The following is an 18,168-nucleotide window of genomic DNA, read 5'->3' on the forward strand; positions in this document are numbered from 1 at the left end:
CGTTGCGGTCGCCCTCGATCCAGCGTTCGACCAGGATGAAAAGGTCGGTCCAGACGGTCTGCGGGCAGGCATAGCCGCACCAGACCCGGCCGGCGGCGGAGGTGAAGAGGAAAAGGCCGAGGCCCGCCATGATCAGAAGGCCGGCGACGAAGTAGAATTCGTGCGGCCAGATCTCGATCATGAAGAAGAAGAAGCGGCGGTTGGCGAGGTCGACCAGCACCGCCTGGTCGGGCAGCGAGGGGCCGCGATCCCAGCGCAGCCAGGGGGTGATGTAGTAGATGCCGAGGGTGATCCCCATGATCCACCACTTCAGCGTGCGGAAGGTGCCCTTCACCCGGCGCGGGAAGACGGGCTCGCGCGCGGCATAGAGGCTGGGTGAGGAATCGGGGGTGGTCACGGGCGCTCCTTCACTGGCCGGGCCAGTCTATCATCCCGCCTGCAATGGGTCATTCCGGGCGGGCGGGCCTTGACCTGCATCAACTAGGCAGTCGTGGCCGCCGGGGGAATGCGGCAATGCGGCGCAAATCGGCGTGATCGGGGCTACCGCGGGGGGGCCAGTCCGGCCCGGAACGCCGTCGGCTTTGACCCGGACCACCACCCCTGACATGCTTGCCGAAAGACGTCGCAGGCGGGGGAGGAAAGGATATGTCCGACAAGCGAAGGATCGTCACGACCGAGGAATTTTCGGCAGCCGAGATCGGCGCGCTGGCGCATCTCTACCGGGGCGAGGTCTATCGCAGCACGGTCTGGCGAACCCGGCTGGACACGACGACCAACTGGTCTGTGGTCACGCTGGGCGTCGCCCTGTCCATCACCTACTCGTCTCCCGGCGCATCGCCCCTGCCGCTGGTGCTGGTCGGTGTGCTGGTACTGTTCTTCCTGTCGCTGGAAGCACGCCGCTACCGGTTCTTCAACGTCTGGCGGGCCCGGGCCCGATGGATCGAGCGGCATTTCTACGTGCCGATGCTGGTGGACGGCGACCTGCACACCGAACAGGACTGGCAGTCGGTTCTGGCCAATGATTACCGGAACCCTCAATATCACGTCAGCTACATGGTCGCGATCGCGCGCCGGGTCCGGTCCAACTACCTGTGGATTCTGCTGATCCAGGCCGTCGCCTATGTCGGAAAGCTGATCGTCCACCCCTTCCCGGCAACCTCCTGGCCGGGTTTTCTGAACCGGGCGGACATCGGCCCAATACCGGGCGAGGTCGTGCTTCTGGCCGGGGCGGTCTATATCGCCACCGGCGTCGGGCTGGTGATCTGGATCAACGGGGTCGACCGGCGGCGTGCGAAGGACCGGGCCGTGCGCGGCAGCGCGATGGGCTGACGCGCCCCGAAAGAGAAAGGGGGCCGGACGGCCCCCTTTCCCTACTCATGACTTCAGTTACTCGCCACCACCCCGGCTGTGGACATAGTAGGCCACCGCGCGGATTTCGTCTTCGCTCAGGCGCTGGTTCCAGTTCGGCATGACGCCGAAGCGGGCTTTCGTCACCGTCTCGATGATTTTCTCGCGCGATCCGCCATAGAGCCAGATCGCATCGGTCAGGTTCGGGGCGCCCTGGCTGCGGTCGCCCTTGCCGTCGTCGCCGTGGCAGGCGGCGCAGTTGTCGGCAAAGACGGTCGCCCCCGCGGCGGCCAGCGCGGCATCATGATCCTGCCCCGAGATGGCCAGCACATGCTCTGCCACCTGGGCGATCTGGGTCTCGTCCAGGATGCCGTCGGTGCCGAACTTGGGCATTTCCGAATAGCGGGCGTCGGGATCGGTGGTGTTGCGGATGCCGTGGGTGACGGTGGTGTGGATATCCTCCATCGTGCCGCCCCAGAGCCAGTCGTCGTCCAGAAGGTTGGGATAACCCTTGCCCTCGAACCCGGCAGCACCCGAGCCATGGCATTGGGCGCAGTTGGTGCGGAAGACCGCGGCCCCCGCCCGTTCGGCATAACCCGCAAGCTCGGGGTCCGCCCCGATGGCATTCAGATCGGCCGCGACCAGCTTGTCCTTGATCGTCGCATTGGCCTTGTCGACCGCCGCGATTTCGACCTCGACATCGGCCCTTGTGCTGGCCCCGAGAAGCCCCGGGGTCGCGCCCGAGATCAGCGGCCAGGCGGGATAGGCGACGGTATAGCCGATGCCCCAGACGATGGTCGCGTAGAACACCCAGACCCACCAGCGCGGCAGCGGGTTGTTGTACTCCTCGATGCCGTCCCAGCTGTGGCCGGTCGTTTCCACCTGCCGAGGCTCTTTCTTGATTGGCTTGGCACACATGGCCTCAGGCCTCCTTGCGAGTTTGGGCAGGGTGATCGTCCGCAGGATGGTCGTCGTTGCGGAAGATCGAGGTGGCGACCTCCTGATGCGCGTTGCGGGCGCCGGGCCGGAAGGCCCAGACGCAGAGCGCGAGGAAGCCCAGCGTCATCATCAGCAGGAACCAGCTGTCGGCGACATGGCGGAGGAAGGAATAGGTTTCCATCTGCGCCCCCTTACCTGTTCGCCACGGGCGTATAGGTCGAGAAGTCGACCATGGTGCCGAGGACCTGGATATAGGCGATCAGCGCGTCCATCTCGGTCAGCTCGGGCTGGCCGTCGAAGTTGCGGACGTTGATCGCGGTGCCGAAGGCGTCCTTGCCGTAGCGTTCCTCCAGCCCCGAGGAATCGCCCATCGGATCGGCCTGGGCGGTGAAGTCGGCCAGCGCGTTCTCCACCATCTCGTCGGTGTAGGGCACGCCGGTCAGCCGGTTGGTGGCCACCGAGTCCTGGATGTATTTCCCGTCGATGATGTTGTCCGCCAGGAAGCCATAGGGCGGCATCACCGATTCCGGCACCACCGACTTGGCGTTCTGGAAGTGGTCCTGGTGCCATTCGTCGGAATAGCGCCCGCCGACGCGCGCCAGGTCGGGACCGGTGCGCTTGGACCCCCACTGGAACGGCCGGTCATACATCGACTCGGCCGCCAGCGAGTAATGGCCGTAGCGTTCGACCTCGTCCCGCATCGGGCGGATCATCTGGCTGTGGCAGCCATAGCAGCCCTCGCGGATGTAGATCTCGCGCCCCGCCAGTTCGAGCGGCGTATAGGGACGCATCCCTTCGACCTTCTCGATGGTGTTCTCCAGATAGAAGAGCGGCACGATCTGGACGATCCCCCCGATGGTCACGACCAGAAGGCTGAGCACCATCAGAAGGGTGGCGTGGGTTTCGATTGCCTTGTGCTTGTCAAGAAAAGCCATTGTCCCGTTTCCTTATTCTGCCGGAACGGCGGAGTTCTGCGTGACGCGCGCAGGCTGTGCCCGCACGGTCATCCAGAGGTTCCAGCACATGATGAGCGCCCCGGTCAGGAAGAGCCCGCCACCGGCTGCCCGCACCACATACATCGGGAATTTCGCGGCCACGGTGTCGGCGAAGGCGTTCACCAAGAAGCCGTTCGCATCGACCTCGCGCCACATCAGGCCTTCCATGATGCCCGTGACCCACATCGACGAGGCGTAGAGCACGATGCCGATGGTCGCGAGCCAGAAGTGCCAGGAGACCAGCTTGAGGCTGTAGAGCCGCTCGCGGTTCCAGAGCCGCGGCACCAGATAGTAGAGGACGCCGAAGGTGATCATCCCGTTCCAGCCCAGCGCGCCGGAATGGACGTGGCCGATGGTCCAGTCGGTATAGTGCGACAGCGAGTTCACCGCCTTGATCGACATCATCGGGCCCTCGAAGGTCGACATGCCATAGAAGCCGATGGAGACGACCATCATCCGAATGATCGGGTCGGTGCGCAGCTTGTCCCAGGCGCCGGACAGCGTCATCAGCCCGTTGATCATGCCGCCCCAGCTGGGCATCCACAGGATCACCGAGAAGACCATGCCCAGGGTCGAGGCCCAGTCGGGCAGCGCGGTATAGTGCAGGTGGTGCGGACCGGCCCAGATATACAGGAAGATCAGCGCCCAGAAGTGGATGATCGACAGCTTGTAGCTGAAGACCGGGCGTTCGGCCTGTTTCGGCACGAAGTAGTACATCATGCCCAGGAAGCCGGCGGTCAGGAAGAAGCCCACGGCGTTGTGGCCGTACCACCACTGGATCATCGCATCCTGTACGCCCGCGGTAAGTTGCACCGACTTGCTGGAGAAGACCGACACCGGGATCGCCAGGTTGTTGACGATGTGCAGCATCGCGATGGTGAGGATGAAGGACAGGTAGAACCAGTTGGCGACGTAGATATGCGGCTCTTTCCGCTTGATCAGCGTGCCCATGAACGCCACCAGATAGGCGACCCAGACCACGGTGATCAGCAGGTCGACGTACCAGACCGGCTCGGCGTATTCCTTGCTTTGCGTCGCGCCAAGCACATAGCCCGACGCCGCCAGCACGATGACCAGCTGCCAGCCCCAGAACACGAACCAGCCCAGGCTGCCGCCGAACAGGCGGGTCGCACAGGTGCGCTGGACGACATAGAACGAGGACATGATCAGCGCGTTGCCGCAGAAGGCGAAGATCACCGCGCTGGTGTGCAGCGGGCGCAGGCGGCCGAAGTTGCCGTAGCCTTGCAGGAACTCGAAGTTGAGCTGCGGGAAGGCCAGCTGGCTGGCGATGACCACGCCGACCAGAAAGCCGACGACGCCCCAGAAGGCGGTGGCGATGGCGCCGGCGCGAACCACGCTGTCGAAATATTCGTGTTGCAGGTTCGGTTTCGGATCGCCCGCCGAACGGACCACCCAGAGGAAGGCGATTCCCGCGGCCAGCATCACTTCGATCGCGTTGACCTGATAGGCTAGGTCATGGCCGTAGTTGGCCGCGATCGCGGCCAGCACCGCGACGAGGCCAAGCGCGGCAAGTTTTAGGTAATCCCACATGGTTAGCGTCCCTTCGTCCTGTCATGCGCGGGCGATTCTCCAGACATGATTCTCTGGACCCGCCACACTTTTCGACATGATGACTTCTGCGGCGCAGCGGGGAAAGCTGCCTTGATCTGGGTCAATTCCAAGTTGTCGGGACTTTGACCTCGGTCAAGGCGCGCGGTTCTGCAAGGCGCATTCTAGCGGGCATGTTCCCACAGGAGATGACAATGGCCTACAAATCCCTCCTGACGGTTGCCTGCTCGACCGAAGGCGTGCCTAGCACCGTCACCGCCGCCGCGCAGATCGCGCAGGCGATGGATGCGCATCTGGATGCGCTTGCGCTCGGCGTCGACCGGACCCAGGTCGGCTATTCCTATGTCGGCTCGGGCGCGGTGGTGATCGCCGCCGCGATGGACCGCGCCGAGGTCGAGGCGCGCGAGGCGGAAGCGGCGCTGAACGCGGGGCTGAATGCGCAGGCGCCGTCGCTGCGGTTCTCGGTCGAATCGGTCGTGACCCAGCTGGGCGCGCTGACCGACGTCGTCGCCGCCCGGGCGCGCTACAGCGATCTGGTGATCCTGCCGCTGCCCTATGGCAAGGGTCGCGGCGTCGAGGACGAGGCGATCACCGAGGCGGCGCTTTTCGAGGGCATGTCGCCGGTTCTGGTGGTGCCGCCCGCGGGCATGAAATCGGCCGAGCCGAAGCGGATCGTCCTGGCCTGGAACCAGAGCCGCGAGGCGCTGGTGGCCGCCCGGCGCGCGATGCCCTTCCTGAAGCGGGCCGACACGGTGCAGATCGTGGTGGTCGATCCGCCGACGCATGGGGCGGAACGGTCGGACCCGGGCGGGCTTCTGTGCCAGCTTCTGGTCCGGCACGGCGTCCGGGCCGAGGTATCGGTCCTGGCGCGCACCCTGCCCCGGGTGTCGGACGTCCTGGCCCGGCAGGTGCGCGACGTGGATGCCGAGATGCTGGTGATGGGCGCCTACGGACATTCGCGCTTCCGCGAGGCGATCCTGGGCGGCGCGACACGCTACATGCTGGAAAGCGCGGAAGTGCCGATCTTCCTGGCGCATTAGGGGAAAGTGGGGGCGGTCCGGCTCAGTCCGGCAGCCGCCCCATTTCCTGCACCGCCGTCTCGCGCAGCGCGCGCAGGTCGGCGATGGAGGTCTCCAGCTCGGCCCGCTGCTTCTCCAGCTCGACCAGCTGGCGGTCGGCGAGTTGCAGCCAGGCTTCCAGCTGCGGACGTTCGCCCTTCTTGCCGTAGATCAGCAGCCACTGGCGGATCTCTTCCAGCGAAAAGCCGAAGCGGCGGCCACGCAGGATCAGCTTCATCCGCGCCACCTCGCGCGGGCCATAGAAGCGCGCGCGGCCTTCCTTCTCGGGCGCCAGAAGCTCGATGTATTCGTAATAGCGCAGGGTGCGCGGGGTGACGTCGAACCGGGCGCACATCTCCTTGAAGCTGAGGCGGGTGTCGGTCATGCGCAATCCTCCCAAGGGTCAGCCTAGGGTCAGGCCCGCCCCGGTGCAACCGTATCCGGGGGGTTGCCTTCCCCCGGTTGCGGCGATTTGATGCGCGCGACCGGAGACCCCATGCCCGACATCGAGATCATCGCCCGCCAGTTCATCGAGGCCCTGCCGCACAGCAAGGCGCTGGGGATGCGGCTGGAAGCCATCGCCGAGGGCACGGCAACCATCGCGATGCCCTATGACGCGCGGCTGGTCGGCGACCCGACGACAGGCGTGATCCATGGCGGCGCGGTCTCGGCGCTGATGGACACCGCCTGCGGCGCCTCGGTGATGAGCCATCCGCAGGCGGGCTTTTCCACCGCGACGCTGGATTTGCGCATCGACTACATGCGCCCGGCGACCGCCGGCCAGACCATCCGCACCCGCGCCGAGTGCCACCATGTCACCCGCAGCGTGGCCTTCGTGCGGGCCGTCGCCACCGATGACGACGAAAGCCGCCCGGTGGCGATGGCGACCGGGGCCTTCACGGTGGAGCGCAAGGGATGAAGCCGCCCGAGCCGGTCCATGTGATCAAGCGGCGCCGCGAGGGGCTGCTGCGCACCCTGGTCGAGGGCGTGCCCTATATCCGCTTCCTGGGGGTGGAGTTCGACCGGCGCGGCGATGAGCTGACCGCCGTCCTGCCCTTCAACGAAAGCCTGATCGGCAATCCGCGCCTGCCCGCGCTGCACGGCGGCGCGACCGCGGCCTTCCTGGAGATCGCCGCGATGATCGAATTGGCCTGGAGCACGCTCTGGGACGGGGTCGAGGCCGATGGCGCCTTGCCCGAGGGGCCGCTGCGGCTGCCCAAGACCATCGACTTCACCATCGACTACCTGCGCGCGGGTCTGCCGCGCGACGCCTATGCACGGGCGCGGGTCAACCGGTCCGGGCGGCGCTATGCCTCGGTCCATGTCGAGGCCTGGCAGGACAACCGCGCCCGCCTTTTCGCGCAGGCCACCGGCCATTTCCTGATGCCCCCCGCCGGACCGAAACCGTGAGCGCCATGACCCACGGCCGCGTGCTGCGGATCGCGGGGCCCATCGTTCTGTCGAATGCCACGGTGCCGCTTCTGGGCGCGGTCGACACCGCCGTCATCGGCCAGCTTGGCGACGCGGCAAGCCTGGGGGCGGTGGGGATCGGCGCGGTGATCCTGGCGACGCTCTACTGGGCCTTCGGATTCCTGCGGATGTCGACCTCGGGCCTGGTCGCACAGGCGCAGGGCGCGGGCGACAGGGGCGAGCGCTCGGCGGTCCTCTTGCGCGCGCTGGCCATTGCGGCGGTCTCTGGGCTGGCGCTGGTGCTGGCGCAGGCCCTGCTGTTCGGCGCGGCCTTCGGGATAGCCCCGGCCAGCGCGACGGTCGAGGCGCTGGCCCGTGACTATCTGGCGATCCGCATCTGGGGCGCCCCCGCGACGATCGCGCTTTATGCGCTGACCGGCTGGCTGGTCGGGCTGGAGCGGACGCGGGGGGTGCTGATCCTGCAGCTGTGGCAGAACGGGTTGAACATCCTGTTGTCGCTCTGGTTCGTGCTGGGGCTGAACTGGGGCGTGCCGGGGGTGGCGCTGGCCACGCTGATCGCCGAATGGACCGGGCTGGCGCTGGCCTTGTGGCTGGCGCGCGACGCCTTCGGGCCTTCGCTCCGCGACGGGCTGGCCCGGCTGGGCGACCGGATCGCGATCCGCCGGATGTTTTCCGTCAGCCGCGACATCATGGTCCGGACTATCCTGCTGCAGCTGTCGTTCACCAGCTTCGTCTTTCTCGGCGCGCGCTTCGGCGATGTGACGCTGGCCGCGAACCAGGTGCTGATGCAGTTCCTTGAGATCACCGCCTATGCGCTGGACGGATTCGCCTTCGCCGCCGAGGCCCTGGTCGGCCAGGCCATCGGCGCGCGGTCGGTGACCGCGACGCGGGCGGCGGGGCGCATCTGCCTGCAATGGGGTTTCGGCGGCGCCATCGCGCTGGCGCTGGCCTTTGCGCTTGCCGGCCCCGGTATCATCGACCTGATGACCACGGCGCCTGAGGTACGCGAAGCCGCCCGCGCCTATCTGCCCTGGCTGGTCGCGGCCCCCCTGATCGGCGCCGGGGCCTGGACCTATGACGGCATCTTCATCGGTGCGCTGCTGACCGGGGACATGCTGCGCGCCATGCTCGCCTCGGTCGCGGTCTATGTCCTGGCGCTGCTGCTGCTGACGCCTTGGGCCGGGAACCACGGGCTCTGGGCCGCGCTGATGGTGCTGAACGCGACGCGCACCGTCACGCTGTGGCGGCTGTATCCCCGGGTCGCCGCGCGGGCAAGCCACGTGTAAGGCTTGCCTTCCCACGGTTGCCCAAGCGATATTCGTGCCGTCAAAGGGGAGAGTCATGCGGAAATTCCTGGTCGTGCTGGACGACAGCCGCGAATGTCTGAACGCCATGCGCTATGCCGCGCTGAGGGCCGCGCATACCGGGGGCGGGGTGACGATCCTGTCGGTCGTGCCGCCGGAAGAGTTCCAGACCTGGATGGGCGTCGCCGATCTGATGCGGGCCGAGGCGCGCGAGCGGATCGAGGCGCATTTCGAGGTCTTCGCCAAATGGATGCGCGACAAGCAGGGGGTCAACCCCGAGCTTGTGGTGCGCGAGGGCGATCCGGTGAACGAAATTCTCAGCCTGGTGAACGAAGACGCGCAGATCAGCGTGCTGGTCCTGGGCGCGGGGACCGACAAGTCCGGCCCCGGCCCGCTGGTCACGGCGCTGAGCCGCAACTCCGGCAACCTGCCGATCCCGATCACCATCGTGCCGGGCGACATGTCGAAGGAACGGCTGGAAGCCATCACCTGATCGCCAAGCCCGCCGCTTCACGAGGAAATGCGCCTGAATCGCGGCAGCGGCTGCCGGTTTAAGCGCCCGCTTACAGCCTGCCGTATCGCAACCCGCTATCTTGGGATCGGGCCATGTGAGGCCCGTTTCCCAGGACTTCTGCATGACCTTGCCGTCTCAGGCTGCGAAAGCGGCCCGCCCCATGCTTTCGCCGTTCGCCCTGAACGCCCTTGTCGCAACCTATCTCCTCGCGGTCTGCAACCGGACCTTCTGGGACCATCTCTTCCGGATCTTCGACGGACGGCCCGTTGCGGCAATCACCTTCGCCGGGGCGGTCTGGGCGCTGATGCTGCTGGTGGTCTCGGCCCTTGCGGTGCGCCGGATGCAGAAGCCGGTCCTGGTGGCGCTTTTGATGATCGCCGCCGTCAGCTCCTATTATGTCGACGTGCTGGGCGTCGTCGTCGACCGCGAGATGATCCAGAACGCGATGACCACGACCTTCGCGGAATCGCGGCATCTGATCACGCTGCAATTCGGGTTGCATGTCGTCCTCTACGGCGTCCTCCCTGCGGCCTTCGTGCTGTGGGTCCGCATCCGCCGCGCGCGCCTCGGGCGGGCGCTTGCGGGCTACGGGCTGGTCGGCGTGCTGTCGGTGGCGCTGCTGGCGGGCCTGCTCTTCACCAATCTCAAGGCCTATTCCACCGTGCTCCGCGCCGACAAGGAGCTGATGGGCTCGGTCCAGCCCCTCGCCCCGATGAGCGGCGCCCTGCGCTATGCCCGGATGATGGCCAAGTCGACGCAAATCGTCGTGCAGCCGACGGGGCGCGACGCGGCGCCGGGACCCTATCTCGCCAAGGCCGGAAAGCCGGTGCTGATGGTCATCGTCGCGGGCGAGACGGCGCGGGCGCAGAACTGGTCGCTGGGCGGATACGGGCGCGCGACCAACCCCGAGCTGGCACGGCGCGACATCCTTTACTACCCCAATGCTTCCAGCTGCGGCACGGCGACGGCGACCTCGCTGCCTTGCATGTTCTCGCCCCTGGGGATGGCGGATTATTCCTACGAGGGCGGCCTCAGCCACGAGAACCTGCTGGACGTGCTGGCCCATGCCGGATTCGCCGTGGAATGGTGGGACAACAACACCGGCGACAAGAATATCGCCGACCGGGTCTTCTCGCGGACCATGCAGCCCGACGACGGGCCAAAGTTCTGCTTTCCGGAATGCATCGACGGTGTCTTCCTGAAGGACCTGCAGCAGAAGGCCGACACCATAACCCGCAACACCGTGATCGTCCTGCACCAGATCGGCAGCCACGGGCCCAGCTACTGGCTGCGCTACCCTGCCGACCGCGAACTGTTCAAGCCCGCCTGCCAGACGGCCGAACTGACCGACTGTTCCAGCGAGGAGATCGTCAACGCCTATGACAACACCATTGCCTATACCGACTGGTTCTTGGCGCAGGTGATCGACCTTCTGGACGCTTCCGACCGGGTGATCCCGGCGATGTACTATGTCTCGGACCATGGCGAGTCCCTGGGCGAGGGCGGGCTTTACCTGCACGGCACACCCCGGTTCATGGCGCCGGAGTATCAGACCCGGGTGCCGATGGTGCTCTGGATGTCGCAGCGCTTCCGTGACAGTCTGGCGCTGGACGAGGGGTGCCTTGCCGCAAGGGCTGCGGACCCGGTCAGCCATGACAACCTGTTCTCGACGGTGCTGGGGATGCTGGATGTGACGACCACGGCGAAGGATGCCAGGCTCGACCTGGCCGGAACCTGCCGTCCGGCTGTGGCGGGCTGACGATGACGGTGCAGGAAAAGCCCCCGCGCAAATCCGGGATCGCGCATTTTCTGGCCGCTGCGGGCTATTCTCTGGGCGGGCTGCGGCGGCTGGCGCGGGAAAGCGCCTTTCGGCAGGAGCTGGCGCTGATCGCGGGGCTTTTGGTCCTGCTCCTGCTGTTCAAGGCGTCGCCGGGCGAAATCCTCGGGCTCATCGCCCTCGGCCTGGGGCTGATCGCGGTCGAGGCCCTGAATACGGCGCTGGAAGTGCTGGTCGACCATCTGTCGCCCGGCTGGTCCGAGTTCGCCAAGCACGCCAAGGACCTCGGCTCGCTGGCCGTGGCCTGCACCATCGGGGCTCTCTTGTTCTACTCGCTGGCCGTCCTGCTCTGGTAGCCCATGCTGCAGGCGCATTGCTGCCATGCAGCGTAATGCCTTGGGAACGCAGCCGCGGGGGTCTATCTTGGCGGCATGGGAGGAGCCTTTTGAAAGGCTTGAAGATCATGTCCATCCACCCGTTCCGCCAGCCCCGCCGTGATACCGCGCCGACGCTGGAGCCCTATTTCTCGCCCGAAGTCGTCACCCTGCCCACCCCGCGCCTGCGTCCCCTGACCGCGCTGGAGCAGATGTATGCCTACTGGGGCTCCGATCAGGCCTGATCCTCGCGCGCCATGATCCCGGCACGCCTGCCCGAAGGGGGCCGCTCGACGCGAAAGAGACCCCCACCCTAACACGTCTCGCGACTTGGGCCTGCAATAGCGGCCCGGCAGCGGGGCAAGCGCCGTATCCTAAGCGAAAGACCCGGGCCTCTTAACCGCGCCCCTCCCTCGCGGGCGTCATCGCCCTCTTCGATCGCGTGACGAAGGCCTTCCCCTACGGAACCATCCCCCGCCCGTCGGCGTTCTTCCGCCAGCAGGGCCAGCCCGGCCCCCCATGCGAAAGGCCCGTCCCATGTCTCTCGGCACTATTCTGCTCGTCGTCCTGATCCTCGTCCTCATCGGCGCGCTGCCGAACTGGGGCTATTCCAGCGGCTGGGGCTACGGCCCCTCCGGCGCGGTGGGGGTGATCGTCGTCATCCTGCTGATCCTGGTCCTGATGGGCCGCGTCTAGCGGTCTTTCACGGCCCCCAAAGACAAAGGGGCGCGCCGTCTTGGCGCGCCCGTTTGCATGTTCTGACCATGCACCGCCATGGTTTGACATGGCCCTGATGACCGCAGCCAAGCCATTGAACAACCGGCTGACCTTTCCTGTCCACGTGTGGACCGCCCCGAGGGAACCGCCCCGCGTCAGCCGCGTTGATCCGGCAACCGAACCCGAAGGAGAACCCCCATGAAAGGCGCGCTTGCCTGGCTGATCGGCATCCCGATCCCCATCATCATCATCCTCTACCTGCTAAACGTCTTCTGACGGCAGGCGGGCCGAGGTCAGCCCCGCGCGATCTCGGCCCCAAGCCCCTGCATCAGCCCCTCGAACACCGGGAACGAGGTCTGGATCGGCGAGCCGTCGTCCACTCCGACCGGGTCCTTCGCCGCCAGCCCGCAGACCAGAAAGGACATCGCGATCCGGTGGTCGATATGGGTGGCGCAGGTGGCCCCGCCAGGCACCCCGCCCGGTCCCATGCCGTGCACGATCAGCGTATCCTCGTCCTCCTCGATCCGCACCCCGCAGGCCTCCAGCCCGCGCGCCATCGCGTCGATCCGGTCGCTCTCCTTGACCCGCAGTTCCTTGACCCCCCGCATCACCGTCCGGCCGGTCGCGAAGGCCGCGACCACCGACAGCACCGGATATTCGTCGATCATCGACGGCGCGCGCTCGGGCGGCACCTCGATCCCTTTCATATCCCCGCTGAACCGGACCCGCAGGTCCGCCACCGGCTCGCCGCCCTCTTCGCGCGGGTTCTGGAACTCTATCTCCGCCCCCATCTCGACCAGCGTCAGGTAAAGCCCGTTGCGGGTCAGGTTCTGCGAAACCCCCGGCACCGTGATGTCCGACCCTTCGACGATCAGCGCGGCACAGACCGGAAAGGCGGCCGAGGACGGATCCCGCGGCACCGCCACCACCTGCGGGCGCAGTTCCGGCTGGCCGGTCAGGGTGATGACATGGCCCTCGCCGGTCTTCTCGACCGACAGACGCGCGCCGAAACCGATGAGCATCCGCTCGGAATGGTCCCGCGTCGGTTCCTTCTCGATCATCACCGTCTCGCCCGGCGCGTTCAGCCCGGCCAGCAGAACCGCCGACTTCACCTGCGCCGAAGCCACCGGCAGGGCATAGCGCACCGGCACCGGGTTCGCCGCACCGACCACGGTCATCGGCAGCCGCCCGCCCTGCCGTCCCCAGGCGCGGGTTCCGAACAGCGACAGCGGGTCCGTCACCCGGCCCATCGGGCGCTTCCGCAAGGAGGCATCGCCGGTGAAGGTCGCGGTGATCGGCGTCGTCGCCATCGTTCCCATGATCAGCCGCACCCCGGTGCCGGAATTGCCGCAGTCGATCACATCCTCCGGCTCGCGGAAGCCCCCGACCCCCACCCCGTTCACCGTCCAGGCGCCCTCGCCGTGGCGCGTCACCACTGCCCCGAAGGCCCGCATCGCCTTGGCGGTGTCCAGCACGTCCTGCCCTTCCAGCAGCCCGGTGATCCGGGTCTCGCCCACCGCCATCGCCCCGAAGATCAGCGAGCGATGCGAGATCGACTTGTCGCCCGGCACTTCCGCCACGCCCCGCAACGGCCCGGACTTGCGGGATTTCATCGGTTGCGCATCACCATGGCCGGACATCGTCGTCTCCCCTTGCGTTCCGGGATGGCTGATAGCGCAAGCGGCGGGGCCGGTCCATGGGGCGCGGCGGTCAGGACAGCGACAGCAGGATCACCCCGGCGATCACCACCGCGCAGCCCGCCAGCCGCCAGCGCCCGACCGCCTCGCGCAGGATCAGCATCCCCATCACCGCGCCGACCATCATCGACATCTCGCGCATCGGCGCGACCAGGCTGAGCGGCGCACCGCCAGAGAGCGCCACCAGCACGAGGATATAGGACAGCGGCGACAGGACGCCCACGCCAAGCGCCAGCCCCCAATGCCCCCGCATCGCCCTGGCGGCGCGGCGCGGATCGGCAAGGACCAGCGGCAAAAGCAGGAAGAACCGCAGCAGGTTCGAGACCCAGTCCAGCACCACCGGCGCGATGCCCAGCGCCTTGACCGCATGGGCATCGACCACCGTGTAGCAGGCGATCAGCCCGCCGGTCGCCATGCCCCACTTCAGCCCCGCCTGCCCGCCGGGCCGGGTAAAGGCGGCCAGCCTGCCCTGCGTGGCGATCATCAGGATGCCCGCCACCACCAGAACCAGCCCGGCCAGCCCGCTTGCCCTGGGCGTCTCGCCCAGGATCAGGAAGGCGCCGAGGGTCGACAGCATCGGCCCGGTGCCGCGCGCCACCGGATAGACCACCGACAGGTCGGCAAGCTGGTAGCCGCGTTGCAGGCACAGGCTGTAGCCCAGATGGATCAGCCCGCTGAGCAGGATGAAGCCCGCCCCGGTCCAGGTCCAGTCTATGCCGCCCCGCGCCATGAGATACAGCACCCAGGGTGCATAGGCGACGCAGGCGACCAGGTTGTAGGCGAAGACGAAGACCGGACCGACAGGCGCGGCGCGCTTGGCCAGAAGGTTCCAGGCGGCATGGATGAAAGCGGCGAGGACGACAAGGAAAAGCGAGGCAAGCGTCATTTGAGACCCCCTTATGCGCCCCGACTTTGCTTCGGGCGGCGCGGTTGATCTCGACGTCTCCTCCCCTGGGCTTTTTCCCCTTGGGTGCAGCCGGGAACACCCCGGTCTCTGCAACGCTCGGTCCTGCGGCGAAGCGCCCGGAACCCTAGTTGCCACTCGGTCGATGGAGGCAGCCTAGCCGCAGCCGGCCCCTGCCAGCAAGCCCCTTCACCCCTTGCGCCGGAAGGTCAGGTAATGCGGCTGCCGCCCTTCGCGCAGCGCCTTCTGTTCGTAGCGGGTGGAAAGCCAGTCCTCCCAGGCCTCGCCCGGCCCCGCCTGCCGCAGCAGATCGAACCCGGCGGGGGGCACCTCTTCCAGCGTCTGGCGGACATAGTCGGGAATGTCGGTCGCCACCCGGAACTCGGCCCCCGGCGCGGTGATGCGCGCCAGCGGCGCAAGGTAGCCGAGCGTCACGAAGCGGCGGCGGTGGTGGCGGGCCTTGGGCCAGGGGTCGGGATAGTTGAGGAAGACCTTCGACAGGCAGCCATCGGGCAGCACATCGAACAGGTCGCGCACATCGCCCGGATGCAGCCACAGGTTCGACACCCCCGCCCCGCGGATCTTGCCCAGGAGCATGGCGACGCCGTTCACGAAAGGCTCGGCCCCGAGGATCGTCACGCCGGGGTTGCGCGCCGCCATGTGGACAAGATGCTCGCCGCCGCCAAAGCCCACCTCCAGCCACAAGGGCCCGCCCCCGGCAAAGGACAGATCCAGCGGCGTGCGGCCCGGGTTCTCCTCCACCGTCACCCCGCGCAGGGTCAGCTGACCCAGATCCTCGGCCAGATAGCCCTTCTGGCTGGCCCGCAGGGTCTTGCCGTGGATGCGGCCATAGAAGTTGCGGCGGGAGATGGGGATGTCGGTCATTCGCGGCGCTTTAGGCGCAGGGGCCGGGATGGTCAAGGTTTGAGCCCATCGCGCCGGTTCAGGTCAGTCCTCCGAAGGCGTACCGAGATCGAGCCCTTCGGGCGCGAAGCCCCGGCTATCGAAAGAAAGGGCACGCGGTCGTCGAAAGCTCAAATCGGTAGGAAGCGGCGCGTCCGAGACGGTGGGTCCGAAGATGTAGAAGAAGTCCTCGACCAGTCGGATCAACCGAAACAGCGGTCCATCTTCTCCTATCTCGCATTCGTGGCGCATGATGGCGTGATAATCGCCAGCTTGCCGCATCTCCAGAACATACATCGTCCCATCGAGACAAACACGTTTGCTGTCGAGGACCTCAGAAGCCATCGCGAAGAAATCCAGCTTCTTCAACACTCGCTCAAGCTTGTCGGACGTATTGATCGGAAGAGCGCCCTCGACTGCCAGCAGGGGTGGCCCCGGCTCGTAGCCACCCGCCCCACCAATCCGCAGCGCTGTCCAGTAATATTCACCGCTAGCCCTGTGGTCCACGCGAAAGGCCGTGGCACCCGTGAAGGACGGCAGAACCAACAAACGAAGCACCCAGTCTTCACCGGCGTCGGGCTTGGACAACCAAAGCGGTTCCTGCCCCATAGCGGCAAGCTGCGGGCCAAACCAGTTCTCATGGAAGGCCTCTAGCGAACTCCATGTCTCAGGCGGGAAGTATCGGGGAGACTCTTCGGCCCGAAGCCCAGCTCCGGCTCCGAGGCCTATCAAGGCCACACAAATAGCGGCTCTCCACGGGACCTTCGACATGAACGCTGCCTTCCGACGATCGGGCAAAGGCTGCAGAAGATGGCGAGGCTGGTCAAGGTCGAGGGAAGATCGAACCGCCCCGCCCCGGGCTTACAACTGCGCCGCGACCTCTTCCGAGACGTCGAAATTGTGCGTCACCGCCTGCACGTCGTCGTCCTCTTCCAGAAGGTCGATCAGCCGCGTCAGCTTCTGCGCGGTGTCGAGGTCGACCTCGGTCAGGGTCTGCGGCTTCCAGACAAGCTTCGATTCCGTCGATTCCCCCAGCGCCTTTTCCAGCGCGTCCGAAACCTCGGACAGGTTCTCGAACTTGCAATAGATCCAGTGGCCGTCCTCGTCGCTTTCGACATCGTCGGCCCCGGCGTCCAGCGCCGCCATCATCACGTCATCCGCCGACCCCGCCGAAACGGGATAGGAGATCTCGCCTACCCGGTCGAAGCTGTGCGCGACCGAGCCCGTGGTGCCCAGGTTCCCGCCGCATTTGGTGAAATAGCTGCGAACGTTCGAGGCGGTGCGGTTCAGGTTGTCGGTCATCGCCTCGACGATGATCGCGATCCCGTTCACGCCATAGCCCTCATAGCGGATCTCGGTGTAATCCGCCCCGTCGCCCATCTGGCTCTTCTTGATCGCCCGGTCGATCACATCCTTCGGCATCGACACCGCCTTCGCGGCCTTGATCGCCAGTCGCAGGCGCGGATTCATGTCGGGGTCGGGCATCCCCATCTTGGCCGCGACGGTGATTTCCTTCGACAGCTTGGAAAACGCCTTGGAGCGCAGCTTGTCCTGCTTGCCCTTGCGATGCTGGATGTTCGCCCATTTCGAATGGCCTGCCATGATGGCCTTACCTCGGTCCCATTTCGGTGATGCGCCCCTCTACACCCGCAGATGCGGCAAGGGCAACCCCGTGCGCCACCGCCCTCACAGCGGCCAGATCAGCGGGATCAGCGCGCAGCTGACCAACATGACGATGATGTTCAGGGGCAGCCCCACCCGGGTGAAGTCACTGAAACGGTAGCCCCCCGGCCCGTAGACCATCATGTTGGTCTGGTAGCCCACCGGCGTCGCGAAGGCGAGCGTGGCCGAGAACATCACCGCCACCACGAAGGGCCGCGGGTCATTGCCCAGCCGCTCGGCCAGCTGGATCGCCACCGGCGTATAGATCACCGCCACCGCGTTGTTCGACAGGAACTCGGTCAGCACCAGGCCCAGAAGATAGACCGCGAGGATCAGGAAGAACGGGCTCAGCCCCGCCAGCCAGGGCGCCACGCCGTTCACGATCATCTCCACCGCGCCGGACTGGTCCAGCCCCTCGCCCACCGCCAGCATGGCGAAGATCATCGCCATCAACCGGCCATCGACGAAGCCGAAAGCCTCGTCGCTGTCGACGCAATGGGTGATCAGGATCACCGCCACCGCGATCAGCGCCAGCGGCAGGATCGGCGCCAGGTTCAGCGCCGACACGACCACGATCATCGCCAGCGCCGCCAGCGCGATCGGGGCCTTGGCGCGGCGGTAGGCCATCACCCGGGGCCGGTTCACGTCCAGAAGGTCCATGTCCGCCGCCAGCCGCTGGATATCCTCGACCGCGCCCTCCAGGAGAAGCGTATCGCCCACCCGCACGATCAGGTCGTCGAGCTGGCGCCCGATGTTCTGGTTGTGCCGGTGCACCGCCAGCACATAGACCCCATAGCGCCGCCGCAGCCGCAGGTCGCCCAGCCGGTGGCTCTCCATCCGGCAGCCGGGGCCGATCAGCACCTCGACCGTCTCGGTGTTGACCGATGACAGCTTGTCCACCAGATGCACGTCCTTGCGTTCGTGCAGGCCCATCAGCTCGGTCATCTCGGTGCGCAGGACCACCCGGTCCCCCGCCT

22 protein-coding genes are annotated in these 18,168 nt (G+C 66.6%); 10 read left to right on the top strand and 12 right to left on the bottom strand.

All coding sequences use genetic code 11. The annotated features are described in order from the left end of the window. Window positions 1-397: 4Fe-4S binding protein (locus V7Q39_RS11025; protein WP_333816621.1), on the bottom strand; the 397-nt coding region annotated here is incomplete at its 3' end. A 248-nt stretch (window positions 398-645) separates the two neighbouring features. On the opposite strand from V7Q39_RS11025, the gene V7Q39_RS11030 reads away from it, so the two are divergent. After that, window positions 646-1,329 (top strand): DUF2270 domain-containing protein, encoded by a 684-nt coding sequence (locus tag V7Q39_RS11030; protein ID WP_333816622.1) that lies wholly within the window; start codon window positions 646-648, stop codon window positions 1,327-1,329. Window positions 1,330-1,386: 57 nt separating this feature from the next. Here V7Q39_RS11030 and ccoP read toward each other — a convergent pair whose 3' ends face one another. The 4 genes from ccoP to ccoN are packed head-to-tail and all read right to left on the bottom strand — an operon-like array spanning window position 1,387 to window position 4,832. Then, window positions 1,387-2,265 carry a cytochrome-c oxidase, cbb3-type subunit III gene (ccoP, locus tag V7Q39_RS11035; protein ID WP_333816623.1) on the bottom strand — a complete coding sequence of 293 codons (879 nt, stop codon included), beginning with the start codon at window positions 2,263-2,265 and terminating at the stop codon, window positions 1,387-1,389. 4 nt (window positions 2,266-2,269) lie between these two features. After that, on the bottom strand, window positions 2,270-2,467 hold the full coding sequence (locus V7Q39_RS11040) for a cbb3-type cytochrome c oxidase subunit 3 (protein ID WP_333816624.1): 198 nt from the start codon (window positions 2,465-2,467) through the stop codon (window positions 2,270-2,272). A gap of 10 nt (window positions 2,468-2,477) precedes the next feature. Next, a complete protein-coding gene (gene ccoO, locus V7Q39_RS11045) occupies window positions 2,478-3,221 on the bottom strand; it encodes a cytochrome-c oxidase, cbb3-type subunit II (RefSeq protein ID WP_333816625.1) in 744 nt (247 codons plus the stop codon). 12 nt (window positions 3,222-3,233) lie between these two features. Continuing rightward, window positions 3,234-4,832 (bottom strand): cytochrome-c oxidase, cbb3-type subunit I, encoded by a 1,599-nt coding sequence (gene ccoN, locus V7Q39_RS11050; RefSeq protein WP_333816626.1) that lies wholly within the window; start codon window positions 4,830-4,832, stop codon window positions 3,234-3,236. A gap of 212 nt (window positions 4,833-5,044) precedes the next feature. Between ccoN and V7Q39_RS11055 the strand changes: the two genes are divergently transcribed. After that, complete coding sequence (locus tag V7Q39_RS11055) at window positions 5,045-5,890, top strand: universal stress protein (RefSeq protein WP_333816627.1); 846 nt, start codon at window positions 5,045-5,047, stop codon at window positions 5,888-5,890. Between the two features lie 22 nt (window positions 5,891-5,912). Here V7Q39_RS11055 and V7Q39_RS11060 read toward each other — a convergent pair whose 3' ends face one another. After that, on the bottom strand, window positions 5,913-6,293 hold the full coding sequence (locus V7Q39_RS11060; protein ID WP_333816628.1) for a MerR family transcriptional regulator: 381 nt from the start codon (window positions 6,291-6,293) through the stop codon (window positions 5,913-5,915). 111 nt (window positions 6,294-6,404) lie between these two features. Here V7Q39_RS11060 and V7Q39_RS11065 point away from each other — a divergent pair, with 111 nt between their 5' ends. The 8 genes from V7Q39_RS11065 (at window position 6,405) to V7Q39_RS11100 (ending at window position 12,004) form a co-directional block, all read left to right on the top strand. After that, complete coding sequence (locus V7Q39_RS11065) at window positions 6,405-6,827, top strand: PaaI family thioesterase (protein WP_333816629.1); 423 nt, start codon at window positions 6,405-6,407, stop codon at window positions 6,825-6,827. Continuing rightward, window positions 6,824-7,318 carry a PaaI family thioesterase gene (locus V7Q39_RS11070; protein ID WP_333816630.1) on the top strand — a complete coding sequence of 165 codons (495 nt, stop codon included), beginning with the start codon at window positions 6,824-6,826 and terminating at the stop codon, window positions 7,316-7,318. The genes V7Q39_RS11065 and V7Q39_RS11070 overlap by 4 nt, the downstream gene beginning before the upstream one ends. 5 nt (window positions 7,319-7,323) lie before the next feature. Next, on the top strand, window positions 7,324-8,625 hold the full coding sequence (locus V7Q39_RS11075) for an MATE family efflux transporter (protein ID WP_333816631.1): 1,302 nt from the start codon (window positions 7,324-7,326) through the stop codon (window positions 8,623-8,625). A gap of 55 nt (window positions 8,626-8,680) precedes the next feature. After that, window positions 8,681-9,136, top strand: a complete 456-nt coding sequence (locus V7Q39_RS11080; RefSeq protein WP_333816632.1) for a universal stress protein — start codon at window positions 8,681-8,683, stop codon at window positions 9,134-9,136. A gap of 181 nt (window positions 9,137-9,317) precedes the next feature. Then, window positions 9,318-10,916, top strand: a complete 1,599-nt coding sequence (locus V7Q39_RS11085; RefSeq protein WP_333816633.1) for a phosphoethanolamine transferase — start codon at window positions 9,318-9,320, stop codon at window positions 10,914-10,916. Between the two features lie 2 nt (window positions 10,917-10,918). Further along, a complete protein-coding gene (locus V7Q39_RS11090) occupies window positions 10,919-11,290 on the top strand; it encodes a diacylglycerol kinase (RefSeq protein ID WP_333816634.1) in 372 nt (123 codons plus the stop codon). A gap of 107 nt (window positions 11,291-11,397) precedes the next feature. Next, window positions 11,398-11,553 carry a hypothetical protein gene (locus V7Q39_RS11095; RefSeq protein WP_333816635.1) on the top strand — a complete coding sequence of 52 codons (156 nt, stop codon included), beginning with the start codon at window positions 11,398-11,400 and terminating at the stop codon, window positions 11,551-11,553. A gap of 292 nt (window positions 11,554-11,845) precedes the next feature. Next, complete coding sequence (locus V7Q39_RS11100) at window positions 11,846-12,004, top strand: DUF3309 family protein (protein ID WP_333816636.1); 159 nt, start codon at window positions 11,846-11,848, stop codon at window positions 12,002-12,004. A 314-nt stretch (window positions 12,005-12,318) separates the two neighbouring features. On the opposite strand, the gene aroA is transcribed toward V7Q39_RS11100, so the two are convergent. The 6 genes from aroA to V7Q39_RS11130 form a co-directional block, all read right to left on the bottom strand. Further along, window positions 12,319-13,665 carry a 3-phosphoshikimate 1-carboxyvinyltransferase gene (aroA, locus tag V7Q39_RS11105; protein WP_333816637.1) on the bottom strand — a complete coding sequence of 449 codons (1,347 nt, stop codon included), beginning with the start codon at window positions 13,663-13,665 and terminating at the stop codon, window positions 12,319-12,321. Window positions 13,666-13,735: 70 nt separating this feature from the next. Next, the gene (locus V7Q39_RS11110) at window positions 13,736-14,608 is read right to left on the bottom strand and encodes a DMT family transporter (protein ID WP_333816638.1); all 873 of its coding nucleotides are present in this window, start codon (window positions 14,606-14,608) and stop codon (window positions 13,736-13,738) included. Window positions 14,609-14,815: 207 nt separating this feature from the next. Next, the gene (gene trmB, locus V7Q39_RS11115) at window positions 14,816-15,511 is read right to left on the bottom strand and encodes a tRNA (guanine(46)-N(7))-methyltransferase TrmB (RefSeq protein ID WP_333816639.1); all 696 of its coding nucleotides are present in this window, start codon (window positions 15,509-15,511) and stop codon (window positions 14,816-14,818) included. Between the two features lie 63 nt (window positions 15,512-15,574). Further along, window positions 15,575-16,117 (bottom strand): hypothetical protein, encoded by a 543-nt coding sequence (locus tag V7Q39_RS11120; RefSeq protein WP_333816640.1) that lies wholly within the window; start codon window positions 16,115-16,117, stop codon window positions 15,575-15,577. 273 nt (window positions 16,118-16,390) lie between these two features. Next, entirely contained in the window at window positions 16,391-17,131 is a 741-nt protein-coding gene (locus V7Q39_RS11125; protein WP_333816641.1) for a YebC/PmpR family DNA-binding transcriptional regulator, read from the bottom strand. An 84-nt stretch (window positions 17,132-17,215) separates the two neighbouring features. Further along, window positions 17,216-18,168: SLC13 family permease (locus tag V7Q39_RS11130; RefSeq protein WP_333816642.1), on the bottom strand; the 953-nt coding region annotated here is incomplete at its 5' end.

The sequence above is a fragment of the Tabrizicola sp. genome, from assembly GCF_036781545.1.
Lineage (GTDB): Bacteria > Pseudomonadota > Alphaproteobacteria > Rhodobacterales > Rhodobacteraceae > Tabrizicola.